A 23,852-nucleotide genomic window follows, 5' to 3' on the forward strand; every position below is an offset into this window, starting at 1 on the left:
AGTCGGTCGGCGCCGTGCGCCGGTCAGGGTTTGACGGCGATGACGCCCGACCAGCCGGGCAGGTAGCGCGCATCCTGCTCGTGCGCGCGATGCAGCGCGATATCGAGCGCCTTCGAAAAATTCTTGCGGATCTGGTCGAGCGACACGTGCTGGCGCAGGTAATCGGCCCACAGGAATTCGCTGAACGGCGTCGCGTCCTTCGCATAACCGCCCGCCGTGCGCAGTTCGCCCGCGAGGCTGCGGTACGGATCGTCCTCGAGCCCCGTCAACGCCTTCGGCAGATGCGCATAGTCGCGCCGCGATCCGTCCGCGCCGAACGGATGCACCCACTGATTGTGCTCCATCATCCGCCAGAAGATCGTGTCGTCGAGCCACGACAGATCCTTCAGCAGCATCGCGTTCACGCGCGACTCGCCCTCCTCGATCAGCGCGAGGCCGAGATGGTGGTGATCGGTGATGTAGTGCAGCCCGTCCGGGCCGAGGACGGCCGGGAACCAGTGCGATTCGATCGCCGCCTTGCGCGCACGCTTGTCGAGCCCCTTCCAGTGCTTGCGCTTCGCCTTGACCTCGCGATACCCGACCGTCATCTGCGTCGGACGCAGCGCGTCGAGCCGGACGGGAATGAGATGAACGTCGTTGCCGAGTGCCATGGTCGTACCCCATGTTGCGAAATTCCGGCAACGATACTCCGGATCGCATGGGCCGTTAATCCGTCATGACCTCGATACGCCTCCGATTGACAATCCCTGACAACCGTCCGCGCCTGCGCGCGACACGGCGCTACGCGCGCAGGTCGTTGCGTTCGAGACGATGACGAATGTAAGGAATGCCGTCGTGCACGACGCTCACACGCTGCATCCCGAGCTTGCGCGCGACGTTCAGCGAGCCGCCGTTGGCTTCCGCGATATCGGCGATCACGCGCGGCAGGCGCACGGTGTCGAACGCGTGACGCACGAGGGCTTGCGCAGCCTCGCTCGCGATGCCACGCCCCCAGGCCGCACGCACGAGCCGCCAGCCGATCTCCACGTCGCGCGCGCCGTCCGCGTAGTCGGGAATCAGCAGGACCCAGCCGATGAACGCGTCGGGCGCGGCCTTCTCGAAGATCGACCAGTAGCCGAGGCCCGGCGGATAGTCGCGCGTGATCCGGTGCGTGACGAAGCGGCGATGCGCGTCGGGGTCGTGCCACGGGCCCGCGATGTGCCGCGTGACTTCCGGATCGCGATCCATCTCGACGCACGCCTCGAGGTCGGCCAGCACGCGCGGACGCAGCCACAGCCTGTCGGTTTCGAGCACGGGCAATTCGGCGGCGGAACGTTGATTCATCCGGACTCCTGATTCGGTGACGATGCGCATCGAGCGCATTACAGAATTGATACAAAAAGCCTTCCGGAATGATACAGACGCCTGTCGCTTGGCTCGCGCCGCCTCGTTGCCATTTCCGAAACAGTTCATTTCGTAGGGATTATTCCCGATTCGGGCTTATCGCGCCCCACATCGCGCGGCGCGGAGGCCTACACTCGATCAGTGCCTCCCGCGCCGCGCGCATGCCGGGCCGGCATCCGCATGCATATCGCGAGCGCGCAAGCCAACGAGGAGACCCCGGACATGAGCTGGACCCGCGAACAACGCAACGTCACGATCGCCGCCTACCTGGGCTGGACGCTCGATGCGTTCGATTTTTTCCTGATGGTTTTCGTGCTGAAGGACATCGCCGCGGAATTCGCGTCGACGATCCCCGCCGTCGCGTTCGCGCTCACGCTGACGCTTGCGATGCGCCCGCTCGGCGCGCTGATCTTCGGCCGGCTCGCCGACCGCTTCGGCCGCCGCCCGACGCTGATGGTCAACATCGCGTGCTATTCGCTGCTCGAGCTCGCGTCCGGTTTCGCGCCGAGCCTCACCGCGCTGCTCGTGCTGCGTGCGCTGTTCGGCATCGCGATGGGCGGCGAATGGGGTGTCGGCTCCGCGCTGACGATGGAGACCGTGCCGACCCATGCGCGAGGCTTCGTATCGGGGCTGTTGCAGGCCGGCTATCCGAGCGGCTACCTGCTCGCGTCCGTCGTGTTCGGCCTGTTCTACCAGTACATCGGCTGGCGCGGCATGTTCATGATCGGGGTGCTGCCCGCGCTGCTCGTGCTGTATGTCCGGGCGCACGTGCCGGAATCGCCCGCATGGAAACAGATGGAGAAGCGCCCGCGCCCGAGCCTCGGCGCCACGCTGAAGCAGAACTGGAAGCTCACGGTCTACGCGATCGTGCTGATGACCGCGTTCAACTTCTTCTCGCACGGCACGCAGGATCTCTACCCGACCTTCCTGCGCGAACAGCATCACTTCGATCCGCATACCGTGTCGTGGATCACGATCGTGCTGAACCTCGGCGCGATCGTCGGCGGCCTGTCGTTCGGCACGATCTCGGAGCGGATCGGCCGGCGCCGCGCGATCTTCATCGCCGCACTGATCGCGCTGCCCGTGCTGCCGCTGTGGGCATTCTCGAGCGGGCCGGTTGCCCTCGCCGCCGGTGCGTTCCTGATGCAGATCTCGGTCCAGGGCGCGTGGGGCGTGATCCCGGTTCACCTGAACGAGATCTCGCCCGACGAAATCCGGGCAACCTTTCCCGGTGTCGTCTATCAGCTCGGCAACCTGCTCGCGTCCGGCAACGCGACGATGCAGGCGTCGCTCGCCGTTTCGCACGGCAACAACTACAGCCTCGCGCTTGCGCTCGTGGCCGGCACCGTCGCGGTCGTGATCGCCGTGCTGATCCTGTTCAGCCGCGAACGGCGCGGCATCGACATGACGCAATCAGTCAATACGCGTAGCACCGTCGGCTGAATCCGCACGTTTGCGCATCGCACCATCGCGCGCGCCCCGCCAGGCCGGGGCCGCGCGTCGTACTTTCCGCATTCGCACATCGAACTAGAGGAATTTGTCCAGATTCCCCGCTTGCCCGCCGTGCCCGCGTTTTTTTATCTTAATAAAAACGACTGTTTGAATCAGATAATCAAATCACCTGTTCGCGGCCGGGAAACCGGCATGGGAGGCGGAACATGGCAGTAAGTCAGGAGGGGCGGCCATCCGCGGGACGGCCGTCCGGGGCACGGTCATCCGGCACGCGGCAGACCGGCGGGACGAAGGCGCGCATCCTCGATGCGGCCGAGGACCTGTTCATCGAGCATGGCTTCGAGGCGATGTCGATGCGGCAGATCACGTCGCGCGCGGCGGTCAATCTCGCCGCGGTCAACTACCACTTCGGCAGCAAGGAGGCGCTGATCCACGCGATGCTGTCGCGCCGGCTCGACCAGCTCAACCAGGAACGCCTCGGTATCCTCGACCGCTTCGATGCGCAGCTCGGCACGCACATCACCTGCGAGCACGTGCTCGGCGCGATGTTCATCCCCGCGCTGAAGGCGTCGCGCGACCCGGAACGCGGCGGGCCCGGGTTCCTCCGGCTGATCGGGCGCGCCTATACCGATCCGTCGCCGTTCGTACGCAACTTCCTGACCGCCCACTACGCGAGCGTCGCGGGCCGCTTCTTCGACGCATTCCAGCGCGCGCTGCCGCACCTGCCGCGCACCGAGCTCGGCTGGCGGCTGCATTTCGCGATCGGCGCGTTGTCCGGCGCGCTCGCCGGCGCCGAAACGGAGAGCCTGATCGACGAATTCTCGCAAGGTCGCACGATGAACGACGTACAGATGATCGCGCGGCTGTCGTCGCTGATCGTCGCCGCGCTGAAGGCGCCGATGCCCGACAGCGCGCAGTTGTCGATCTTCGCCGCGGTACTCGACGACGCGGGCGCGAGCGAAGCGTTCGGGCTGCCGCAATCGGGCGCGACGAGCGCCGGCACGACGACGCTGCATTCCGCGAACTGAGCGCGCGAGGCCACGCGCGGCTTCCTGTTCACGATTTGATTGATACGCGCGGTCAGGCGGGGCGTCGAGGCGCCCGCGCCGATCAACCGCGAAGCACGGGGCATGGGCAGGCGCCGAAGCGCCCGCCCTCGCCGAAAGCAAAGACCGGAGACACGTCATGTCATCTTCCGCAGCAACCACAGCGGCCCAGATCCCGCCGAACACCGACGGCATCTGGTACGCGTCATATCCGCCCGGCGTCCCGCACGACATCGACGTCACGCAATACACGTCGCTCGTGCAGTTCTTCGACGAATGCACGACCCGCTTCGCCGACCGCGTCGCATACGTGAGCGCCGGCGCGTCGATGACCTACCGCACGCTCGCGCGGAAGGTCGACGCATTCGCGTCGTACCTGCAAAGCCTCGGCGTGAAGCCGGGCGATCGCGTCGCGATCATGCTGCCGAATACGTTCCAGTACCCGGTCGCGCTGTTCGGCACGCTGAAGGCCGGTGCGATCGTCGTCAACGTCAATCCGCTCTACACCGTGCGCGAACTCGCGCACCAGCTGAAGGACAGCGGCGCGCAGACGATCGTCGTATTCGAGAACTTCGCACGCACGCTGCAGGACGCGCTGCCTGAAACGCAGGTGAAGCACATCATCGTCACAGCACTCGGCGACCTGCTCGCCGACGGTTTCAATGCGAAAGGACGCCTGATCAATTTCGTGCTGAAGCACGTGAAGAAGCTCGTGCCGGCCTACCACCTGCCGCAGGCCATCCGGCTGCGCTCCGCCCTCGCGCTCGGCGCGCACGGCAAGCCGCAGCCCGTGCAGACGACGCGCGACGACCTCGCGTTCCTGCAATACACGGGCGGCACGACCGGGGTCGCGAAAGGCGCGATGCTCACGCACGGCAACCTGATCGCGAACCTGCTGCAGGCGAAGGCGTGGATCGCCGACCAGGTGTCGGGCGACGTCGAGACCGTGCTCACGCCGCTGCCGCTGTATCACATCTATTCGCTGACGGTGAACGCGTTCATCTTCATGGGACTGGGCGGACGCAACATCCTGATCGCGAACCCGCGCGACATGAAGATGGTGATGAAGATCATCCGCAACGAAACGTTCACGGGGATCACCGGCATCAACACGCTGTACAACGCGTTCCTCGACAACGAGGAATTCCGCAAGCGCGACTTCTCGAAGCTCAAGCTTGCGATGGCCGGCGGGATGGCGATGCAACGCGCGGTCGCGGAGCGCTTCCAGCAGGTGACGGGCCGGCCGGTCGTCGAGGGCTACGGGCTCACCGAGTGCTCGCCGATCGTCACGATGAACCCCGTGGACCTGAACGACATGGCCGCGTTCAGCGGCTCGATCGGGCTGCCCGCGCCATCCACCTCCGTGCGCTTTCGCCGCGAGGACGGCACCTGGGCGCCCGTCGGCGAGCCGGGCGAACTGTGCGTGCACGGCCCGCAGGTGATGCGCGGCTACTGGCAGCGCCCCGACGAGACCGCCAAGGTGCTCGACGCCGACGGCTGGCTCGGCACCGGCGACATCGGCGTGATGGACGAACGCGGCTTCATCCGCCTGATCGACCGCAAGAAGGACATGATCCTCGTGTCGGGTTTCAACGTGTATCCGAACGAGATCGAGGAAGTGCTCGTGATGCATCCGGGCATCAGCGAGGCGGCGGCGATCGGCATTCCGGACGAAGTCCAGGGCGAAAGGATCAAGGTGTTCGTCGTGCGCCGCGACCCGTCGCTGACGGTCGACGACGTGCTCGCGCACTGCCGCAAGAACCTGACCGGCTACAAGATGCCGAAATTCGTCGAGTTCCGCGACGCGCTGCCGCAGACGAACGTCGGCAAGATCCTGCGCCGCGCGCTGCGCGACGAGGAGCTCGCCAAAATCAAGGCCGCGAAGCAAGGCTGAACGATCCATCGCTCCGGGAGGCACTGTCGATGAACGAAGGAATGAAGCGCCGCGCACGACATGCCGCCGCCGCGGCTGTCGCCTGCCTGCTGTCGCTCGCGCACGCGGGCCTGCATGCGCAGGAAACGGCCGATGCCGCGAGTGCGGCGCAGGAGGCCGCATTGCCGGCGGACCTGGCGAAAGTCGCGCGCGAGCCGCTCGCGCAACAGGCACGCTGGCTGCGCACGGCCGCGCAGCGCGGCACGCTCGCGCAGCTCGACGACGCGACGCTCACCGCGCTCTTCAAGGCGCTCGATCCGCTTGCCGTGCCGCTCTATATCCGTAACGGTCCGAACGGCTATCCGTCGTACCAGTTCACGATGGTGCGCCAGGAGCGCATCAGCGGAAAATGGTCCGACACGCCCGACCGCATGCTGGTGAAGACCACCCGCGAGCCGCTGCGCGTCTATGCGAAATGGCTGCCGGGCGGCGCGCACGCGGGACAGGAAACCATCTACGACACGACGCAGCGCAAGGACGAGATGTATGGCCACCTGGGCGGCCTGCTCGGCAAGATTCCGCTGTGGACGTCGCTCGACGGCGCGCTGGCGCGTGCCCAGTCGAATCACCAGGTGAAGGATCTCGGCACCGAGTTCATCACGAACCTGTACCTGACCGAAGGGAAGAAGTACCTGGAAGCCGGCGTGCAGCGACCGACCCAGATCGAGGCAAAATCGATCGGCGGCGTGCGCGTGGTCGCGCTCACCTACGAGACGCCGACCGGCCGGCCGCAGTTCTATGCGAAAAAGGAAGTCCTCGGGCTCGACCTGCACGCGCCCTATTTCCGGACCGTCGAGTCCTATGACAACGACGGCAGGATCTTCGAGCGGATCGTCATCGAGAAAATCGCGCCGGCCACGCTCGACGACACCGCATTTGACCCGAAAAACCCCGACTACGCATTCTGATTCGCGCCGGCGCGGCTGAAGTCGGGATCAATCGTCGTCGTCGCCGTGGTGCTTGCGCCAATGCTTGTCATAGTGCTTGCGCCACTTCCGGTAGCGGTCGTCGTCGTCATCGCCGTAGTAGCCGTATCCGTAGCCCGGATAGGCGACGACGGCCGGCTGCGGCGCCACATAGACCGGTGCCGGCTCGACATAGACCGGCGCGACCGGCACGCCGATGCCGACCGACAGGTCGACATGCGCCATTGCACTGCCGGAGGCCAGCAACGCCACACCCCCGACCCACCCCGCCCATTGCCTCGTGTTCATGTTCTGCACCCCTGGTACGCCGGCCTGCCCGGCTCGCGCGGCCAATGTAAGCGCACCGCACGCGACGAGGTGATACGGCGCTGCGAGAGTCGTAACGCGACGTAACGAAACGGCTTCGGCCATTCGGCCGAATCGCGAAAATGCGCTGGAACGTCTATAGTGGGTTACGGTTCGACACAATCACGACTGCGCGCTTCCCTATTGAACAGGGTAGAATCCCGCCAAACACCTTGTGGACGAACACGCCACACACACGCACAACATATTCTCTGACGCAGGCTCCTGCCGCACCTCAATGGCCAATCCCGCAGAATCCCATCCGCAAAACGACTTCATCAATTCGGCGCGCAAGGAACGTAAGCGCGTTGAAATCTATCTCGTCAACGGCATTCGTCTGACGGGGTGTATCGAGTCGTTCGACCAGTACCTGGTGATGCTGCGCACCCCCGTGGGTCTGCAAGGCATCTACAAGCGCGCGATTTCCACCATCCAGCTCGACACGGGCGGCTCGCGCCCGGGCGGCGGCGGCCCCCGCGGGCCGCGCACCGGCGGCCGCCCCGGCGGTCGTGAAGGCGGCGGTCACAGCCCGTACGGCTCGCACGGCGGCCCGCGCGAATCGCGTGGCGACGGCGGCGGCTACGGCTCCCGCGAACCGCGTGAAGGTTATGGCTCGCGTGAGCCGCGCGAAGGCTACGGCGCCCCGCGCGAACCCCGTGAACCGCGCGAGAGCTATGGCGCGCCGCGCGACAGCGGCGATGCCTCCGGCAACACGTCGTCGCCGGATACACGCGGCGGCAACGGTCCGGTGATCGTCACACGCCGCCGGCGGATCGTGCCGGACGGCCAGTAAAACAAAAGGGCAAGCCAACCGGCTTGCCCTTTTCGCTTGTGCAGCCGGCGCGGCATGTCGCCGCACCGCCGCCGGGTTCAGCGTGCCGACGTCGGCAGGCCCGCGTCGGCCTCACGCTGCAACGAGCGCACCTGCTGCTGCAACGCGCGCAATTGCGACTGGAGTTCGGCTTGTTGCGCCTGCAATGCCGCCGTCTCGCTGCGAACGCTCTTCTGGCGATCCGCGACCGCCGCCTGCTGCTGGCGTGCGATCGAGATGTCGGCCTGCAGGCGTCGTGCGCGATCCTGCGTGACCTCGAGCTGCTTGTCCAATTGCGCCTTCTGCGATTCCAGCTTCGCCGCCCGCAGTTCGTTGACGGCCAACCGCTCCGCCTGGCGCGAGAAATCGCGATAGATCGCTTCCGCGCGCGTTTCGTCGTACGTCTTGATCACGCGCCAGAACGCCTTCTGCTGGAACAGCGCGACGAAGTACGCACCGTCCTTCACATTGAACAGCAGGCTCGCGCCGTAGCTGCCGTTGTAGCTCGTGCGCATTTCCGTCAGCGAGTGCGCCTGGATCTGGCGCTGCAGATCGTCGACCGTGCTCGGCCCCGTCGTCTCGCCCGCTTGCGGCTGCAGCGACGTCTGGGCCTGCGAATCGATCGCCGGAATCGCTGCTACCGGCGCCGACGCCTGCTGTACCGCCGGCGAATCGCTGCCGGCCAGCCCCTGCGCGAAAGCGCCCTGCATGCCTCCTACCAGGGCGAGCAACACGCTCACCCGCCCCAACCCCGTCATATGGCTCATGAAGTTTTATTCCCGCCCGAGTCGTTGTGATTCAGCGCGATTTTATCGCATTAATTACTCGCTTTCGCGTGTCTCGGGTTCTTCGTCGAAGATCTGATATTTGCGCATTTTTTCCCACAGTACCTTGCGGCTGATGCCGAGTTGCTGCGCCGTATCCTGACGGCGCCAACCGTTTGCGTCGAGCGCGGCAATGACGCGGTTGCGCTCGTTCATGTCCCACTTGCTGCGATCGACGAACACCTCGGCCGCGCTCTCCACCGGCACCGGCTGGGCCGAACTGCGCGCATGCGCGATCAGCCGCTGCAGCCGCGCGGCATCCCACCCGCCCGTCTGCCGCACCGTCACGCCGACGCGCTCGGCGAGGTTGCGCAATTCGCGCACGTTGCCGGGGAAGTAACTGTCCGCGACCGAATCCGTCAGCCAGTACGGCAGGTCCGACAGCTCCGCGAGCCGCTCCTCGCCGACGACCTGGGCGACGAACGACTTGAACAGCGCGATCTTGTCGACGGCGCCGCGCTCTTCCAGCGACGGAATGCTCAGCTCGATCACCGCGAGCCGGTAGTAGAGATCGGCGCGGAACAGCCCTTCCTTCACGAGCTGCGGCAACTTCTTGTTACTCGCCGCGACCAGCCGGAAATCGACCTTGATCGGCGCAGTCGCCCCCACTCGCAGCACCGCGCCATCCTCGAGCACGCGCAGCAGCTTGACCTGCTGGTACAGCGGCAGATCGCCGACTTCGTCGAGAAACAGCGTGCCGCCGGCCGCCTGCTCGAAATAGCCTTTATGCGCAACAACCGCGCCCGTGAACGATCCTTTCGCATGACCGAAGAACAGCGATTCGAACAGGCCGTCGGGAATCGCGCCACAGTTCACCGGCACGAATTCGCCGTGCCGGTAACGCGAATGCTTTTCGTGCAGCAGTTGCGCGATGCGTTCCTTGCCGACGCCAGTTTCGCCGTGCAGCAGCACGTTGGTGTCGCAATCGGCGAAGGTATCGACTTCATGCAGCAGCGCCTGCATCGATTCGGAGTGCGCGACGAGTTCGGACGGCTGCGACGTTTCGGCCGAGTGCGCACGCAGCTGCGTGACGAGCTTGCCGATCATCCCGCGCAGCTCGGCGCACGTGAAGTCGAGCGGCAGGATGTGCGAATAATCGGGCGGATATTGCGACGCGTCGTGGTCGCGCGCCGCGCCGACCCAGACCACCGGCATGCCGATGTTGGCCTGCCAGTCGCGCAGGAACGCGGCGCCGCCTTCGATCATCGTCACGCTGATGATCGCGAGCGACGGCCGCAATGCGGCGCGCTCGGGCGAGATCTCCGCGTTGTCGGCGCGGATCACTTCGACGTCGAAGCTCGCCATGCACCGGGCGACGCGGTCGACAATGTCCGCCTTGCCTTCCCAGACGTACAGGTCGAGCTCTTCGATTGCGGGCGTATTTCTCATCTGATCTGCTTCTTCAGTAAACCGTTTGGGCGACCCCGCAACTGAGCGAGATCTGATGGACCGTCGCCGCGCCGACCTGGACGCCAAGCAGATTCAGCAGCGGAACGAGGACTGCGTCAAGACTCGATAGGAGCGGGCCGAGCAGGCCGGTCAAAAAGGTGAGCAACGTGGAAACGAAGTTCCCAGGGACCGTCAGGATATTCGCACCGAACAAGCCGAGGTTGACCGTGATCTTCGCGGCCGCGAGCTGCGTCAAGGCCGAACTGAGCGCCGAACCCAGCGCATTCGAATTCACCGTCCAGTAGTCCGCATCGATCCCGGGCACGCCATTGAAGGTATGCGATTGGGCAGCGCCTTGCACCTGAACCGATACGTTGGACAGCGTCGCCGTCAACTGCGCAAGTCCGAGCACGTTCGCATTGATGATCTGCCCGGGCGACGTACAACTGTAAGCCGACGACAGGCTAATCTTGCCGGACGAATCGAGCGGCGGCTGGCCAATGCACAGATTGGCTACGCCCGGTTGAGCAGTAATGACGACCGTGCTCGCCGCCTGCGTAGACGCACATTGCGTCGAATTCAACGTTGCGGTGCCGGTACCGACTTGCAGATAAATCGGCAGGTTCACATCGACATTCACGTTCAGCAAATTCAGCAACGCGCCGACCAGTGGCAATTGCGTCGTGCCAAGATCGACATTGAGATATACACCCACCGCAGCGGTCGACGCCTTCGTGCGCCACGTTCCCGTCGATGGATCGATCCCGCCTTCGCCGATGCCGATCGATGGAGGGCTGATGATCTGCACCTGCAGTTGCGTCCCCGTCAGCCCGCCGAGATTCAGCGACGGCACATTGACCGTGACCGCCGGCTTGCCCGTTGCTGCGATTTCCGCACTGACGAGCAGCAGATCGAGCAGGTCCACCTGCGCATTGAGTGCCGCCTGCGTATCCGCGAGCGCGACGTTCAGCAATCCGCCCGCTCCGCCGAGGCCAATCGACGTCCCCGGAATGTTGGCGTTCAGGATCGCCTGCAGCGTGGCGAGGCTCGCCTGCAGGCTTGCGTTCGCGACGGTCGTTTGCGTGGCCGCGTTCACCATCAGTTGGACCAGTTGCGGCAACGTGAGCTTGAGCGCAAGCAATTGATCGACCGTGCCGACGCCAGCCGCCACGACGAGATCGCCGATCGTCACGTTCGTACATGCGAGCGATTGATACGACCCGATGTTGAGGTTCAGGCCGGCGCCGAGCAGCCCGCCGATCAGTCCGTTGACGAGCCCTGGATTGCCGGACACCGGGGCAGATCCGCCGGCGCAGCCGACACCACCGAGCGCGGCAAGGGTTGCGCCGACCGAGAAGGTATCGATGTTCGTCGACCGCGCGGTCGATACAGCGGATACGGGCTGCGGCGGTCCAACGAAGAAGAACGGCACCTGACGCGTGACGATCACCTTGGCCGCGTTCAACTGCGTGGTCCCTGGGGTCGCGGAAGCGTAGTAGCTGGGTTTCGGGTTGACCGCCGTGTCCCAGCGGCCACATTCGACACTGATCGTATCGCCGTTCGATGCATTGAGCCCGTTCGACTGCGCATTGCTGGTCGCGGTGGCCGTCGGCTGCGAACACGCGTCATCCATCCGCTGCACGGCCGCGAGCGCGGCCATGTCGGCAATCCGCTGCACGTCCCGACGCTGATAAAAGAGATTACCGACGCCAATGGCGCCGAGCGTCGTGATGGCGATCAGCGTCGCGATGATCGCCATCACCGAGAACGCGCCGCGCTGACGTGCCGCGCGGCGGATAGCGCCGCCATCGTGCCGGGTATTCACCGTTTTGCTCCGTCAACGCGCGAGGTCGCCACCGGACAGTCCACCGCTGCCACCGCTATTGCCGCCGCCCGACGCCGACATCGTGCCGAACCACTGCGGAATCGTCGTCTTGAACGAGTCGATATAGCGCTGATAGGCATACGTCCCAGCCGCGCCGTCGATCGGTTGCGGCGTGACGGCCGCGCGATTCGAACGCTGCAGGTCGAGCAGAGCGTTCGTAGCATGACCGATTTCGGACGCCGGCGTGTCGCCTTGTGCATGCGCGATGCCCGCGCCAAGCGTGCACGCGAACGCGATGCACACTGCTTGCACGCGGATTGAGGAAAGGTGAAACATGATGGCCTCCGTGAATATCGTCGTTATCGCGCGAAACGCTGCAGCAGCGGCACCGCAAGATCGAAGTTGTCGCTGCTCGCAACCGACGGCACGGGCACATTGCCTGGCACGTGTGCGACTGCGCGTTGTTTCGCGCGCATCGCGGCCTCGACCTTCATCTCGTCGTCGCGAATCTGGCCGCGCACCGCGGGCGAAAGCTTCTGCTGATCCATCAGCCGCCGCGCGTCCTTCGCATGACCGCTCGCGAGCAGATAAAGCACAAAGTTGCTGAGGATTTTCGGGTTCTTCTGCTCGAGTTCGGCTGCCTTCAGCAGCGGCACGCGTGCGCCTGCCAGGTCGCCTTCGCGCATTTTCGAATATGCGAGGTCGGACAGCGTCGCCGCATCGGTCGGCGCAAGCACCGTCGCCTGTTCGAGTTGCTGCGCGGCAAGCGCAAAATCGCCACGGGCGCCGGCGGTCAGACCCAGCCCGCGGTAGCCGCGCGCGGCGAGCGGTGACGTCAGCAACTTCGTATAGGCGGCCACGCCGGCGTCGTACTGACCGGTCGCGCGCAATGCGTCGGCACGCAGCAGGATCGTGTCCGGCGATGCACCATATTGCTTCTCGTACTGATCGATGTGGGCCAGTGACGCAAAATACAATCCCTGCCCCTGCATCCGCTCGATCAAGCCCAGGTACATGCCTGGCGTATCGGGTGGTGCACTCTTGTCGGCAGCCGCCTGCATCAGCGCGCCGCGCTCGGCCTGCGCACCGATCCCGTATCCGGACTCCTTGAACAACGAGCACCCGCCGGCGAGCAACCCGACCGCCGTCGCCCCTGCGATCGTGCGGATCCAACCAAATCGATTCATCTTGTGTCGCTCCTTCCCCTCATGCCGCGTCAGTGCTGAAACGCGGCAAGCGCGGACAGCACGGTCATGATCCCGGGCCCCGCGGTAACGATCAACAGCGCCGGCAACAGTGTGACAATCATGACGCCAGTCATCTTCACCGTCAGGCGGCCGATCTGCTCCCGCAGCGTCGCACGACGCCCTTCGCGCAGTCGGTCGCCAAACTGCTTCAGCGGCTCCTGCACCGCGCCGCCGTGCTTGTCCACCTGGATCAGCAATCGCACGATCGCACGCAGATCCTCGTTGTCGAAGCTGTTCGTGAGACGTTGCAGCGATTGTTCGCGCGTGCGTCCGGCCGCGAACTGCCGTTGCGCAACGCCGAGCTCCCACGACAATACGGGCAGCATGGTCTGAAAATCGTGCGTGACAACCTGAATGCTCTGGTCGAGCGACAGACCGACACCCTGTAGCAGCCTCAGCATGTCGACAAGCAGCGGCAATTCAGCCGCAATGCTCTGTCGGCGTGCAGTGGCACGCCGACGCACGTAAATTTTCGGCAACATGTAGCCGGTCACGAGCGCGAAGGAGATCCAGAGCGGCCAGCGCGCCTCATGTCCGCGGCTGACCAGTACCAACATGGCGAGCGCCGGCAGCAGGATGGCGCCAACGATGCGCGCACTGACAAACAGCGCTCTCGCACGAACGTCGACAAAACCGCACTGATCCAGCAATTGGCGATCCTCGTCGGCGATCAGATATCGGCTGAAGCCGGTTTCGAGCCACCGCATCCCGACGTCTTCGAAGCGTTCGCGCAGCCCCGCGAAACGCCCGCGCGCTGCAGCAGGTGCTGCCGCATCGCGCGCAGGCTCGGCGGAACCGGCTCGCGCTGCGGCCGCTTCGATTGCCGCAGTCCGTCGGTCAAGCGCATTCACCAGCGCACGCTCGGCACGCTGCACGAGTACGACGCGAACGATCGCGAGCGCGGCAAGCAGCAACACGCCGACCGATCCGAGCACCAGCGCCAGTGCGCCTAAACGGTTTGCATCCATCGATTCACCTCAGCCGCGCAAGCCGATACAGCCAGAAACCACCTATCGCCTGCAGCGCAAACGCCAGATAAATCAGTTGGCGCCCGGAGTCGTCATTCCACATCGCCGTGAAGTAGCGCGGGCTCGTGGAGATGACGAAGCTACCGACTGCGATCGGCAACAGCGCCAGCACCCATGCAGACAGCCTGGTCTCGGCCGACATCGCGGACAGCTCGCGTTCGGCCTGCTCGAGATCGCGCATGAACGTCGACATCCGATCGAGCATCACGTCTGCCCGGCCGCCATAGCGAACCGACAGACGCAGCACAGCACCGACCAGTTCGAATTCGCGAATCCGGTACGTGTGTGCAATGTGCAGCATCGCACGATCGATCTCGACGCCAGAGCGCAGCATCTGCGACACGTCGTCGAGGCAACGGCGCAACGGCATCTCGGCCGTCTGAAGCGCTGACTGGAAAGCCGCCGGTACGCTGTTCCCGAGAGTCACGAGCCGAACGATCCCGTCGAGGAACGACGGCAACTGGCGGACGATCTTCAGGCGGCGCCGGCTGATACGCGATGTAATCCACAGGACGACAAGCACCCCTCCCGCAATAAGCGCAGCTGCGGCCGCGAGCATCCCGCCGGCCATGCCGGCCCACAGCGCGAGCAGCGCAATGATCGCGAGCCCCAGCACAAGGCCGGCGCGCACTTCATCGAGGCCTGCGCGGTCGGACAGCACGGTCCACGCGTCGAACACCAACGAGCGCCAGCGCGCCAAACCCTGTTCCGACGCCTGCGCGTTCACCATACCGGCCGCCGCGGTACGCATGGTGCGTGCGTCGCCGGCCGGCAGTTCGGTGCGTGCGCCCTGGCCCACCCGGCTGTCGAAGAATCGTTGCGTATGCGCGCGCCCTTCCCGCACCTGGCTTCCGCGCCACAGCAGCAACCCGGCCGCCGCACAGATCAGCGCGAACATCAGCGCGAGCAAGGTGGCGCTAGACATTGAAACCTCCGCCACGCCCGAAATTGCCGCCGAACCCGCCGCCGCTCGACACCAGCGTGTTACGGAAACGTGCAAGCTTCGGCGAATGCGGATGAATGCCGAGCGACTCCCAATGATCGATCTCGTCGCCCTCAGGCGTAACGCGCGCCTCGTAGCGATACAGTTCCTGCGTCGATACGATGTTGTCCGACATGCCGGTGACTTCGGTGATCGACAGGATGCGCCGACGACCGTTGGACAGCCGGCCAATCTGTACGATGAAATCGATCGCATTGGCAATCTGCCGGCGCAGACTTGCTTCGGTACCCTGAAAACCGGCGAAACCGGCAAGCATCTCGAGCCGGTACAGGCACTCACGCGGCGAACTCGCGTGCACGGTGCCCATCGATCCGTCGTGACCTGTATTCATCGCCTGCAGCATTTCGAGCACTTCGCCGCCGCGCACTTCGCCGACGATGATTCGGTCCGGCCGCATCCGCAACGTGTTTCGCAACAGGTCGCGAATCGTCACGACGCCGCTGCCGTCAAACCCGCCTGGACGGCTCTCGAGCCGCACGACGTGCGGGTGATTCAACGACAATTCGGCCGTATCCTCGATCGTCACGACGCGTTCGGCCATGGGAATATGGAACGCGAGCGCGTTCAGCAGCGACGTCTTGCCCGAACTGGTGCCGCCCGACACGAGGACGTTGCAGCGCGCCTCGACCGCGGCCTCGAGCAACCGGCCAATTTCTTCGTTGTAGGTGCCGTTGCCAAGCAGATCCTCGGGCTTCAGCGGGTCCTTGCGGAACTTACGGATCGACACGACCGGACCGTCGATCGACAGCGGTTCGATCACGACGTTGACACGGCCGCCGTCGGGCAGCCGCGCATCGACCATCGGATTCGATTCGTCGAGTCGCCGGCCAACCGGAGCGAGAATCCGTCGCACGATCCTCAGCAGATGGGCGTTGTCGGTAAAGCGGATCGGCAGCTTCGACAGGATCCCGTGCCGTGACACGTAGATGTCGTTGTAGCCGTTGATCAGGATGTCTTCGACGTGCGGATCCGCCAGCAGGTCTTCGATCGGCCCGAAACCGGCGAGCTCCTTCGTCAGCGCCTCGGCAACGGCACGCACCTCACTCTCGTTGAGCGGGATCCGCCGTAGCCGCACGAAGCTGTCGATCTCGAGATCGACGAACTGGTTGATCGCCTGTCGCGACCAGCGGCCGAATTCGGCGCCCAGTTCCTCAATCCGCGTGAGCAGATGTTCGTGAGCGGCATTCTTGATGTCGTGGAACTGTTGCGTTTGCGAGAACGGCGCTGCGCCGTCGGCAAATTGAATGTCGTGTGCCATCACTTACGACCGCTTCGTTGAGGATTGAATGATTCGCCTGAGCGCCGAGAGACCGCCGGCCGCACGCTGTGCCGCTCCCGGCGCCGGCGCACCCGCGAGGCGCTCGACCAACGGTCCGAGCGCACGTACATACGGATCGCGTTCCGTGACTTCCGCAATCAGCTTGCCCTGGTTCGCCGCATGCCCGATGGACACCCGCCGTGACGGTAACGTCGCGACCAGCGACAACTCCAGCCGTTCGGCGATCTGTGCAGGCATCAGCCCGAGATCTGCGTCGAACTGGTTGACGACGAGCCGAATCCGTTCGGTCGCGGCCCCCGCGTCGCGCAGCCCGTCCAGCATCTCCACCGCCGAAACGACCGACGCCACGCCCTGATCGCACACGAGCCATGCTTCGTCCGCAAGATTCACGACCTGCGCGATGAATTCGCGATTCGGGAACCCGCCGAGATCGACAATCTGGTGATCGAAGAACGCCCGCAGCCGATTGAGCAATGCCGAGCACGACGCCGTTGCAACCTCGCGCAGATCGGCGAGGTTCGGCGGGAGCGTCGTCAGTGCAACACCACTCGAATGGCGCGCGAGCGCAGTCGTCACGAACGTGCGGTCGATTCGACGCAGGTTGCGTACGGCTTCGACGAAATGGAATTCGCAGCGCGTATTCAGGAACAATGCACCGTCGCCAGCCGGCAATCCGAGATCAAGGAGCGCCGCCGTCAGTGCGGGATCGGCAGGCCGCCGCTGCATCAACACCGACAGGTTCGCGGCCAGCGTGCTCACGCCCATCCCGGCGCGAGCGCCGAGCAACGCGGTGACCTTCCCGTGCCGATTCGCCGGCTCACCGACGTTGTCGAGCAACACTCGCGTGATCCGCAGCGCCTCGTCAGCCGGCGCGGAAAAATCGACAAAATCGCGCACGCCCGCGCGCAGCGCGGCGAGTGCTCCCTCCGGTTGCGCGAGCGAACCCAGCGCGACGACCGGCACCCCTGGATGTGATACGCGTACCGCGGCGACAACCGTACTCGCCGCCGCGCAATCACCCGAAAAATCGATGAACACCAGCGCAGGATTCAACACGCCGATGCGCTGCGACAATGCTGCACCATCCAGCGGCGCGCCCTCGACGGCGCCGGCCGAGACCAGCGACTGCGACAGCCAATGCACATGCTCCACAAGCGAGGATGCGCACACGAAGTGGTCGGTGACGGCGGGCTCAGCCAAAGAATAGGTTCTCGCATTCATCTTGGATACTCCCAATGAAGCAAGGCATCGCGTCGCGCGCGACGGCCTGCGCTGCCCCGTAACGACTCGGCGCGCTCATTTCGAGAACCCCGGTCCTGCGTCTGGCGACGCCATGCCGCCCAGATAAGAACGCCACACGGGAGCATCGCGCTGCTCGGACAGTTCGCCCGGCGTCGCCGGCAGCGATGCGCCTTGCGCAATCGGTGCGACGAGGTGCGGCGTAACGATGATCACGAGTTCCTTGTCGTTCTGCTGGTAACTCAGATTCTTGAAAAACGCGCCGATGATGGGCAGATCACCCAGGAACGGCACCTTGTTGACGTTGGACGTCGTCTCCCGGTCGACCAAGCCGCCGATGACGAAGCTTTCGCCATCGCCAAGTTCGACGGTTGTGTCCGCACGTCGCGTTGTCAGCGCGGGCACCTGGATTCCGTTGATCGTGATCGAATGCACGAAGTCGAGCTGGCTCGACTCGGGTGCGACCTTCAGCGCGATCCGCCGCGGATTCAGCACGGTCGGCGTGACAGTGAGCCCAACACCATAAGGTTTCCACTCGATGGAAATCGTGCCGAGCGATTGCGGCACCGGCACCGGAATTTCTCCGCCCGCGAGGAAGTTCGCACTCTGGCCGGACAACGCGACAAGCGTAGGCTGGGCAAGCACGCGGGCAAGATTGTTCGCCTCAAGAATCGACAGATCCGCGAACAGCCCATGCGACACCGAGTTGACGACGAGGTTGAACGCAGAAGAAATCGGCACGTTCGTATTGTATGTAAGCGAGCCGCCCGGCGTACCGGTAATCGACGTCAGCCCCGTCGGCGCGAATGCACCGAACGAAAAACCGTTGCTCTGCTTGAAGAAGTTGAGACCCGCCTGCTTCAGCACCGAACGGCTGAATTCAACGACACGCACGTCAACCTGCACGACGTTCTTGCCGGAAATCGTCGACGCATCAAGCGTCGTCCCGTCCTTGCCGCTGACTGTCTTCGCTGCATGAACCGCCCGCTGATGCCCGTCGAGGGTCCCGGACGCGCCGCCGATCACCGTCGTGCCGCCATACGTATTCACGCTCGGCGATGCACCGTCAAGCAGTGCACGCGCGGCACCACTCGTGACATTCACGTTGTAGACGGTCGGTTCGTCACGGCCACGCTCCCAGATCATCACATTCGTCGACCCGGCATTCTTCGCGACGAGCAACACGCCGCCGCGCCCACCCTTCACGACAAGCACATCGGCGACCGACGGATCACCAATCGCAACCCGCTGCAGCGTGTGCCCCATTGCAAGCTGCCGTTGTGCGCCGACCGCAAGGCTGATCGTCCCGCTCGTGTCGGCCGCGTCCGACAGCGGCGGCATTGCCAGCGCGCTCAATGCAATAGCCAATCCAATCAGTTTCTTTTTCATTGTTTTGGAGGCATCGATCCGCCCCCCTTCTCTGGTTGTCGTCTTCGTCCCGCTCAATAGGCGACCGTCTCGGCCCGCCCACCCCGAATCACTTCGATGCTGCCACCGCCCGCATGCCGCGTGGCTGCCCGCACCACCGCACGCGGGGCCGGCGCCGTCGCGCTCTTCGACAACTCACCCAGCATCACGCCGGCTGCGGCGAGCGCTGACGGACTCTTGTCGTCACCCACACGGACCGCGACGGTCTGCGTCGCGACATCGTCGTCGCGCGGGCTGCGAAGCGCGAGGACGATCCGGCCGCTCTGTTCGGCAAGCGTCAGCGCATCCACCTGCGCGGTCGGCACTGCCAGCACCGCGGTCCGTATCCCGACCACGGAACCGTTTGAGCTGTCTCGCTCGGTTGTGGCATCGCCAAACGACAGCACGCGGACCTTCGACATCAGCAATCGAGCCTGGGTATTCACGATCTCGGCCGTCGACGTCCCGCCAATCGCCACGCCAGTCCCATCGCGTTTCAGGTTCAGGAACACGTCGACATAGTTGCCGGGCCGCACTCGGTTGCCAACCGCGTTGGTCTCGTCGACCTTGATCGCGACGGCGCGTTCTCCCGGCGCGATCTGCTCGGCAAGGCCGGAGGACAGTGCGCTTGCAACGACGGCCGCCTGCGCAGGAATGTCGGCAGCGGGAATGCGGCCAACCAGTTGCAGCGGATCGGCAAACGCCCCCTTTGGCGCGGCCGTCGACTGTTGAATCTTCAACGCATCGGCCGGAATCGGCTGGCCGGCCTGCAATGGCCGGGTCGCCACAACGACGGGCACGCTTTGCGTCGCCACCGTCGCGGCAACCGGCGCGACGTCGGCCGGCTTGCGGCCGAGCATCCACGCATAGACGCCGAGCAGGACCGCGATCGCGATCAGCAAGCCCGCAATGATCTTCGTCAGGTTGTTGGCCATGGTGTTGTTATGCTTCCCCGCTACTCACGATTGAATTCTTCGTGCGACGTTGCCGGCAGGCGTTCTCGACCCGGCACCATCGCTTCCATCTATAAGATGTTGACCGGGCTGATCTGCACCATCGCGGTTCCGACGAGCGCCGACGGCACCGGCAACAGCGAGCCGAGCAGCGGAAACGGCGGGACCAGCGGGTTTTGCGAATACGGATAGGTCAGCGTAATCTGCACGCACAGCATCGTCGTGTCGTATGAACAGCTACCTTGCTGCGTCGGCGTGCATGTCGCCCCTTTCAGCCACGTAGTGAGGTTCGTTGCGGCCGTGCAGGCGGCCTGCGCCCGCGCCGCAAGCGCGGCTTGCTGCGCCGCCGGCACCGACGCAGCCGCCCCAACCTGCTGATAATTCAGCGCGGCGCGAGCGCCCTCGGTTGCCGCAAGCGTCAGGTTTTGCTGCGCGGCGAAGATCATTCCGTACGTGATGATCGCGTACAGGATCAGAAAGAACACCGGCAGCATCAACGCAAATTCAATAGCCGTCGCGCCACGCTCGCGACGCCGGATTCCTGATGCGAGACGAGAGAACGTCATTGAATTCCCCCGGTCGCGATCCGGTACACGCACCACAACGCCGCCGGAATCACGAGAAAGGCGGCATACGGCGACGCGCGGAAACCGGCAATCTCCATCGTCGGAGCACGTCGCTGCCACAGCGCAGACACCGGCGTACGGGTGGCAACGATCAGCGTGCCGGCATGGGCAAACGCGAGCAGGCTCGCCACGATCCAAAGCCACAACAGCGCATGGGCACCACACCACGCGCCCAGTACCGCGAATACCTTGACATCCGCAGCACCCATTACGCGCAGCACGAAAAATGGGAAAAGACTGATGAGGCCAATCAGTACGCCGACGAGCGCCTGATTTACCGATATGCCGAACGGGTTGTGTCCGGAGAGCACAAATGCAGCCACGAACCCACCGATCACCAGTGAATTCGGTATACGCCTGTGACGAATATCCTCGAGCGCGACGAGTACCGCCCACGCGAGGAAAACCCCGACGCCAGTTAGCAGGATCATTTACGCCCCGAGCGGCAAAACTTACCTACGCGGATTGCCGAAGCAACCCGCGCCCCTATCAGCAGGGAATTGAGCGAAAGCTCGTTCGTTATGCCGCCGGCAACTTGCTCGCGATGTAGCTGAACGCCCCCGAGATGCCACCCGTCAGCGTGGACATGGCACTGACGAGAGCGACTGCGATAAGTCCGGCAATGAGTCCATACTCGACTGCGGTAACCCCGTTTTCTTCCGAAAGGAAACGCTTGATGATTGCTTTCATTTTATTCCTCGTGCCTGTATTTACGTTTTCTGGCCTTTTATACGTATACGTCCCCGCATATCTGGCCGCTTTGCCCCGCTCGTTCGCCACATCTGCTGCAACGACAACCGGGTGCGCTTTCTTTATAGGTCGCCCCGAAGGGCATTGCTCACAATTTGATGCAAGTTAACATTCGCGATAGTGACCCTCCTCGAACGTTGTGTACCGAACCGTACATTTGCTTACATCTGCTCCGGATTCTATATCCGATCCTATTTAAGTTCCAACCTCTTTTAACGACTCTGTCGGAAAAAATCTTCAGGAGCACAGCGTATTTGTACGGCGTTTCGGTACGACTTACACATAGGATTTACGATAGGTTAGATGTGCACGCCTAATCCACCAGTAAAACAATTGCCTCGTCCATCAAGCCCGCTCGCCACCCACGTTACGCCGCACGCGTAACGCCAATGTTGTGACGTTACGTTACGAAACGGCCGAAACCGTTCTCATTCATCTGTACTTAAACAGATTCAACAATCTTTCAATCTCCGCGACTTCCTTTCCCGACAAGGAATTGCGTCGTTTAAAACCGGTTGTCGACCTGCCGGGCATCGAAATGGCACGACAGTTGCAGAGTAGTCCTCGCACCACTCAACACAACGCAGTTCACAACACATTTTTAATGCGAGGAAGAAATGGACATCAAGGTTATCCCTCATGGCGTGTTCCGGACGACTCTGATCGCGGCCACCGTTGCAGCCATGCTTTCCCTCTCCGCGTGCGGCGGTTCCGGTTCGATCAGCCAGGGGCTCGGCGGCGGCTCGAGCTCGGGCGGCGGTGACACGATCTCGACGTCGGGTGGCGGCAGCTCCGGCACGAGCGGCACCTCGGGCACGAGCGGTAGCTCCGGCACCAGCGGCACCTCGGGCACGAGCGGTACCTCCGGCACCAGCGGCACCTCGGGCACGAGCGGCACCTCCGGTACCAGCGGAACCTCGGGCACGAGCGGTACGTCGGGCACGTCGGGTGTGTCGTCGAACGCGGTGGGACAGGTCCTCGCAAGCAGCAGCAATATCGTCACGGGTGTCGGCGGCACCGTCTCCGGTCTCGGCTCGGTCATCGGCAGCCAGTCGCTGCCGGGCGTCAACCCGGCCACCACGCAAGCCGCAGGCGGCATCGTGCAAAGCGTCGGCGGCGCGGTGACCGCACTCGGTAACGGCCTCGGCAACGGTCTCGGCCAGCTCGGCGCAACGAAGGATCCGCTCGGCACCACGCTCGCCAGCACGGGGGGCGTGGTCAACCAGCTCGGCGGCGCAGTCACGGACACCGGCAAACTGGTCACGAGCCTCGGCAGCGGCCCGCTGTCGCCGCTCGCACCGGTCACGGGTGCCGTCGGCGGCCTCGTGTCGACGCTCGGCGGCGCCGTATCGAACGGCGGCACGACCCTCACCAATGCGCTGTCGACCGGCCCGATCCAGCAAGTCACGCAGACGGTCAGCTCGGCCATCACGCCGATCACGACGATGGTCGGCCAGACGACCCAGACGATCGGCACGGCCACCGGCCTCGGCGCACCGGTCAACACGCTGCTCGGCACGATCGGCAACGGGCTGAACCAGGCCGGCGCACTGCTCGCGTCGACGGGCGGCAACCCGGTCACGACGGGCCTCGGCAACACCGTCTCGGCGACGGGCAATACCGTGAAGGCCGTCGGCGGCCTGCTCACGGGCGGCACCGGCGGCGTGACCAACCCGCTCGCCCCGCTCACGGGCCTCGTCTCCACGGTTACCGGCGCACTCGGCGGCGCAACGGGTGGCGGCAGCGGCCCGCTCGCACCGGTCACCGGCCTCGTCTCCACGGTCACCGGCGCACTCGGCGGCGCAACGGGTGGCGGCAGCGGCCCGCTCGCACCGGTCACCGGCCTCGTCTCCACGGTCACCGGCGCACTCGGCGGCGTAGCAGGCGGCGGCAGCGGCCCGCTCGCACCGGTTACCGGTCTCGTCTCGACGGTCACCGGCGCACTCGGTGGCGCAGCAGGCGGCGGCAGCGGCCCGCTTGCACCGGTCACCGGCCTCGTCTCGACGGTCACCGGCGCACTCGGTGGCGCAGCAGGCGGCGGCAGCGGCCCGCTCGCACCGGTTACCGGTCTCGTCTCGACGGTCACGGGTGCGCTCGGCGGTGCAACGGGCGGAACGAGCGGCGGTCCGCTCGCCCCGGTCACGGGTCTCCTCGGTGCAGTCACGGGTGCGCTTGGCGGCGTGGCGGGCAGCGCAGGCGGCAGCAGCCCGCTCGCCCCGGTGACGAATGCCGTCTCGACGGTCACCAGCTCTGTCGGCGTACCGGCACTGAGCGGCGGCACGGGTGCGGTCACGAACTCGGGCTCGTCGTCGAACCCGCTCGCGCCTGTCACGTCGCTGATCGGCGGCCTGCTCGGCGGCACGCACGGCAAGTAATCCGACATCCA

General features: G+C 64.7%; 23 protein-coding genes. 6 read left to right on the forward strand and 17 right to left on the reverse strand.

Features of this window, described 5'->3' with window-relative positions; genetic code table 11:
- Positions 1–23 precede the first annotated feature (23 nt).
- Together AC0KUR_RS20060 and AC0KUR_RS20065 are read right to left on the reverse strand one after the other, a co-directional pair.
- A complete protein-coding gene (locus tag AC0KUR_RS20060; RefSeq protein WP_034190110.1) occupies positions 24–650 on the reverse strand; it encodes a ParB-like protein in 627 nt (208 codons plus the stop codon).
- Between the two features lie 130 nt (positions 651–780).
- On the reverse strand, positions 781–1,323 hold the full coding sequence (locus AC0KUR_RS20065) for a GNAT family N-acetyltransferase (protein WP_049031896.1): 543 nt from the start codon (positions 1,321–1,323) through the stop codon (positions 781–783).
- Positions 1,324–1,605: 282 nt separating this feature from the next.
- Here AC0KUR_RS20065 and AC0KUR_RS20070 point away from each other — a divergent pair, with 282 nt between their 5' ends.
- The 4 genes from AC0KUR_RS20070 (at position 1,606) to AC0KUR_RS20085 (ending at position 6,722) form a co-directional block, all read left to right on the forward strand.
- Entirely contained in the window at positions 1,606–2,826 is a 1,221-nt protein-coding gene (locus AC0KUR_RS20070; RefSeq protein WP_049031897.1) for an MFS transporter, read from the forward strand.
- Between the two features lie 215 nt (positions 2,827–3,041).
- A complete protein-coding gene (locus AC0KUR_RS20075; RefSeq protein ID WP_049035420.1) occupies positions 3,042–3,863 on the forward strand; it encodes a helix-turn-helix domain-containing protein in 822 nt (273 codons plus the stop codon).
- A gap of 157 nt (positions 3,864–4,020) precedes the next feature.
- Positions 4,021–5,775, forward strand: a complete 1,755-nt coding sequence (locus AC0KUR_RS20080; RefSeq protein ID WP_473376341.1) for an AMP-binding protein — start codon at positions 4,021–4,023, stop codon at positions 5,773–5,775.
- A gap of 29 nt (positions 5,776–5,804) precedes the next feature.
- Positions 5,805–6,722 carry a DUF1571 domain-containing protein gene (locus AC0KUR_RS20085; RefSeq protein WP_175026993.1) on the forward strand — a complete coding sequence of 306 codons (918 nt, stop codon included), beginning with the start codon at positions 5,805–5,807 and terminating at the stop codon, positions 6,720–6,722.
- Between the two features lie 27 nt (positions 6,723–6,749).
- Here the strand turns inward: AC0KUR_RS20085 and AC0KUR_RS20090 are convergent, their stop codons facing one another.
- On the reverse strand, positions 6,750–7,028 hold the full coding sequence (locus AC0KUR_RS20090) for a PXPV repeat protein (RefSeq protein WP_069705262.1): 279 nt from the start codon (positions 7,026–7,028) through the stop codon (positions 6,750–6,752).
- Between the two features lie 295 nt (positions 7,029–7,323).
- Here AC0KUR_RS20090 and hfq point away from each other — a divergent pair, with 295 nt between their 5' ends.
- Positions 7,324–7,878, forward strand: a complete 555-nt coding sequence (gene hfq, locus AC0KUR_RS20095; protein WP_034190115.1) for an RNA chaperone Hfq — start codon at positions 7,324–7,326, stop codon at positions 7,876–7,878.
- Positions 7,879–7,955: 77 nt separating this feature from the next.
- Here the strand turns inward: hfq and AC0KUR_RS20100 are convergent, their stop codons facing one another.
- The 14 genes from AC0KUR_RS20100 to AC0KUR_RS20165 form a co-directional block, all read right to left on the reverse strand.
- A complete protein-coding gene (locus tag AC0KUR_RS20100) occupies positions 7,956–8,663 on the reverse strand; it encodes a DUF2968 domain-containing protein (RefSeq protein ID WP_034190116.1) in 708 nt (235 codons plus the stop codon).
- A gap of 54 nt (positions 8,664–8,717) precedes the next feature.
- Entirely contained in the window at positions 8,718–10,109 is a 1,392-nt protein-coding gene (locus tag AC0KUR_RS20105) for a sigma 54-interacting transcriptional regulator (RefSeq protein WP_124669117.1), read from the reverse strand.
- A gap of 13 nt (positions 10,110–10,122) precedes the next feature.
- Positions 10,123–11,934, reverse strand: coding sequence for a TadG family pilus assembly protein (locus tag AC0KUR_RS20110; protein ID WP_049032174.1), 1,812 nt, complete (start codon positions 11,932–11,934; stop codon positions 10,123–10,125).
- A gap of 12 nt (positions 11,935–11,946) precedes the next feature.
- Positions 11,947–12,270, reverse strand: coding sequence for a DUF3613 domain-containing protein (locus AC0KUR_RS20115; RefSeq protein WP_049032173.1), 324 nt, complete (start codon positions 12,268–12,270; stop codon positions 11,947–11,949).
- Positions 12,271–12,293: 23 nt separating this feature from the next.
- Positions 12,294–13,121 carry a tetratricopeptide repeat protein gene (locus tag AC0KUR_RS20120; protein ID WP_049032172.1) on the reverse strand — a complete coding sequence of 276 codons (828 nt, stop codon included), beginning with the start codon at positions 13,119–13,121 and terminating at the stop codon, positions 12,294–12,296.
- A gap of 29 nt (positions 13,122–13,150) precedes the next feature.
- Positions 13,151–14,149 carry a type II secretion system F family protein gene (locus AC0KUR_RS20125; RefSeq protein ID WP_049032170.1) on the reverse strand — a complete coding sequence of 333 codons (999 nt, stop codon included), beginning with the start codon at positions 14,147–14,149 and terminating at the stop codon, positions 13,151–13,153.
- Between the two features lie 4 nt (positions 14,150–14,153).
- Complete coding sequence (locus AC0KUR_RS20130) at positions 14,154–15,134, reverse strand: type II secretion system F family protein (protein WP_124669118.1); 981 nt, start codon at positions 15,132–15,134, stop codon at positions 14,154–14,156.
- Positions 15,127–16,470 carry a CpaF family protein gene (locus AC0KUR_RS20135; protein WP_049029455.1) on the reverse strand — a complete coding sequence of 448 codons (1,344 nt, stop codon included), beginning with the start codon at positions 16,468–16,470 and terminating at the stop codon, positions 15,127–15,129. Before AC0KUR_RS20135 ends, AC0KUR_RS20130 begins: the two co-directional genes overlap by 8 nt.
- Before the next feature lie 3 nt (positions 16,471–16,473).
- The gene (locus AC0KUR_RS20140; RefSeq protein WP_049029456.1) at positions 16,474–17,712 is read right to left on the reverse strand and encodes a fimbrial protein; all 1,239 of its coding nucleotides are present in this window, start codon (positions 17,710–17,712) and stop codon (positions 16,474–16,476) included.
- 75 nt (positions 17,713–17,787) lie between these two features.
- Positions 17,788–19,119, reverse strand: coding sequence for a type II and III secretion system protein family protein (locus AC0KUR_RS20145; RefSeq protein WP_124669120.1), 1,332 nt, complete (start codon positions 19,117–19,119; stop codon positions 17,788–17,790).
- Positions 19,120–19,172: 53 nt separating this feature from the next.
- Complete coding sequence (cpaB, locus tag AC0KUR_RS20150) at positions 19,173–20,072, reverse strand: Flp pilus assembly protein CpaB (protein ID WP_049032158.1); 900 nt, start codon at positions 20,070–20,072, stop codon at positions 19,173–19,175.
- An 89-nt stretch (positions 20,073–20,161) separates the two neighbouring features.
- A complete protein-coding gene (locus tag AC0KUR_RS20155; RefSeq protein ID WP_049032157.1) occupies positions 20,162–20,656 on the reverse strand; it encodes a TadE/TadG family type IV pilus assembly protein in 495 nt (164 codons plus the stop codon).
- Positions 20,653–21,147, reverse strand: coding sequence for an A24 family peptidase (locus tag AC0KUR_RS20160; protein ID WP_049032156.1), 495 nt, complete (start codon positions 21,145–21,147; stop codon positions 20,653–20,655). Before AC0KUR_RS20160 ends, AC0KUR_RS20155 begins: the two co-directional genes overlap by 4 nt.
- Positions 21,148–21,235: 88 nt before the next feature.
- Positions 21,236–21,406, reverse strand: a complete 171-nt coding sequence (locus AC0KUR_RS20165; protein WP_049032155.1) for a Flp family type IVb pilin — start codon at positions 21,404–21,406, stop codon at positions 21,236–21,238.
- 677 nt (positions 21,407–22,083) lie between these two features.
- Here AC0KUR_RS20165 and AC0KUR_RS20170 point away from each other — a divergent pair.
- The gene (locus AC0KUR_RS20170) at positions 22,084–23,841 is read left to right on the forward strand and encodes a collagen-like triple helix repeat-containing protein (RefSeq protein ID WP_473376342.1); all 1,758 of its coding nucleotides are present in this window, start codon (positions 22,084–22,086) and stop codon (positions 23,839–23,841) included.
- Positions 23,842–23,852: the final 11 nt, after the last annotated feature.

This window comes from Burkholderia sp. YHN3-13, from assembly GCF_055810675.1.

Coding starts and splice junctions, on each gene's coding strand:
- AC0KUR_RS20060 (WP_034190110.1), bottom strand. CDS start 650: ATGGCACTCGGCAACGACGTTCATCTCATTCCCGTCCGGCTCGACGCG.
- AC0KUR_RS20065 (WP_049031896.1), bottom strand. CDS start 1,323: ATGAATCAACGTTCCGCCGCCGAATTGCCCGTGCTCGAAACCGACAGG.
- AC0KUR_RS20070 (WP_049031897.1), top strand. CDS start 1,606: ATGAGCTGGACCCGCGAACAACGCAACGTCACGATCGCCGCCTACCTG.
- AC0KUR_RS20075 (WP_049035420.1), top strand. CDS start 3,042: ATGGCAGTAAGTCAGGAGGGGCGGCCATCCGCGGGACGGCCGTCCGGG.
- AC0KUR_RS20080 (WP_473376341.1), top strand. CDS start 4,021: ATGTCATCTTCCGCAGCAACCACAGCGGCCCAGATCCCGCCGAACACC.
- AC0KUR_RS20085 (WP_175026993.1), top strand. CDS start 5,805: ATGAACGAAGGAATGAAGCGCCGCGCACGACATGCCGCCGCCGCGGCT.
- AC0KUR_RS20090 (WP_069705262.1), bottom strand. CDS start 7,028: ATGAACACGAGGCAATGGGCGGGGTGGGTCGGGGGTGTGGCGTTGCTG.
- hfq (WP_034190115.1), top strand. CDS start 7,324: ATGGCCAATCCCGCAGAATCCCATCCGCAAAACGACTTCATCAATTCG.
- AC0KUR_RS20100 (WP_034190116.1), bottom strand. CDS start 8,663: ATGAGCCATATGACGGGGTTGGGGCGGGTGAGCGTGTTGCTCGCCCTG.
- AC0KUR_RS20105 (WP_124669117.1), bottom strand. CDS start 10,109: ATGAGAAATACGCCCGCAATCGAAGAGCTCGACCTGTACGTCTGGGAA.
- AC0KUR_RS20115 (WP_049032173.1), bottom strand. CDS start 12,270: ATGTTTCACCTTTCCTCAATCCGCGTGCAAGCAGTGTGCATCGCGTTC.
- AC0KUR_RS20120 (WP_049032172.1), bottom strand. CDS start 13,121: ATGAATCGATTTGGTTGGATCCGCACGATCGCAGGGGCGACGGCGGTC.
- AC0KUR_RS20125 (WP_049032170.1), bottom strand. CDS start 14,149: ATGGATGCAAACCGTTTAGGCGCACTGGCGCTGGTGCTCGGATCGGTC.
- AC0KUR_RS20130 (WP_124669118.1), bottom strand. CDS start 15,134: ATGTCTAGCGCCACCTTGCTCGCGCTGATGTTCGCGCTGATCTGTGCG.
- AC0KUR_RS20135 (WP_049029455.1), bottom strand. CDS start 16,470: ATGGCACACGACATTCAATTTGCCGACGGCGCAGCGCCGTTCTCGCAA.
- AC0KUR_RS20140 (WP_049029456.1), bottom strand. CDS start 17,712: ATGAATGCGAGAACCTATTCTTTGGCTGAGCCCGCCGTCACCGACCAC.
- AC0KUR_RS20145 (WP_124669120.1), bottom strand. CDS start 19,119: ATGAAAAAGAAACTGATTGGATTGGCTATTGCATTGAGCGCGCTGGCA.
- cpaB (WP_049032158.1), bottom strand. CDS start 20,072: ATGGCCAACAACCTGACGAAGATCATTGCGGGCTTGCTGATCGCGATC.
- AC0KUR_RS20155 (WP_049032157.1), bottom strand. CDS start 20,656: ATGACGTTCTCTCGTCTCGCATCAGGAATCCGGCGTCGCGAGCGTGGC.
- AC0KUR_RS20160 (WP_049032156.1), bottom strand. CDS start 21,147: ATGATCCTGCTAACTGGCGTCGGGGTTTTCCTCGCGTGGGCGGTACTC.
- AC0KUR_RS20165 (WP_049032155.1), bottom strand. CDS start 21,406: ATGAAAGCAATCATCAAGCGTTTCCTTTCGGAAGAAAACGGGGTTACC.
- AC0KUR_RS20170 (WP_473376342.1), top strand. CDS start 22,084: ATGGACATCAAGGTTATCCCTCATGGCGTGTTCCGGACGACTCTGATC.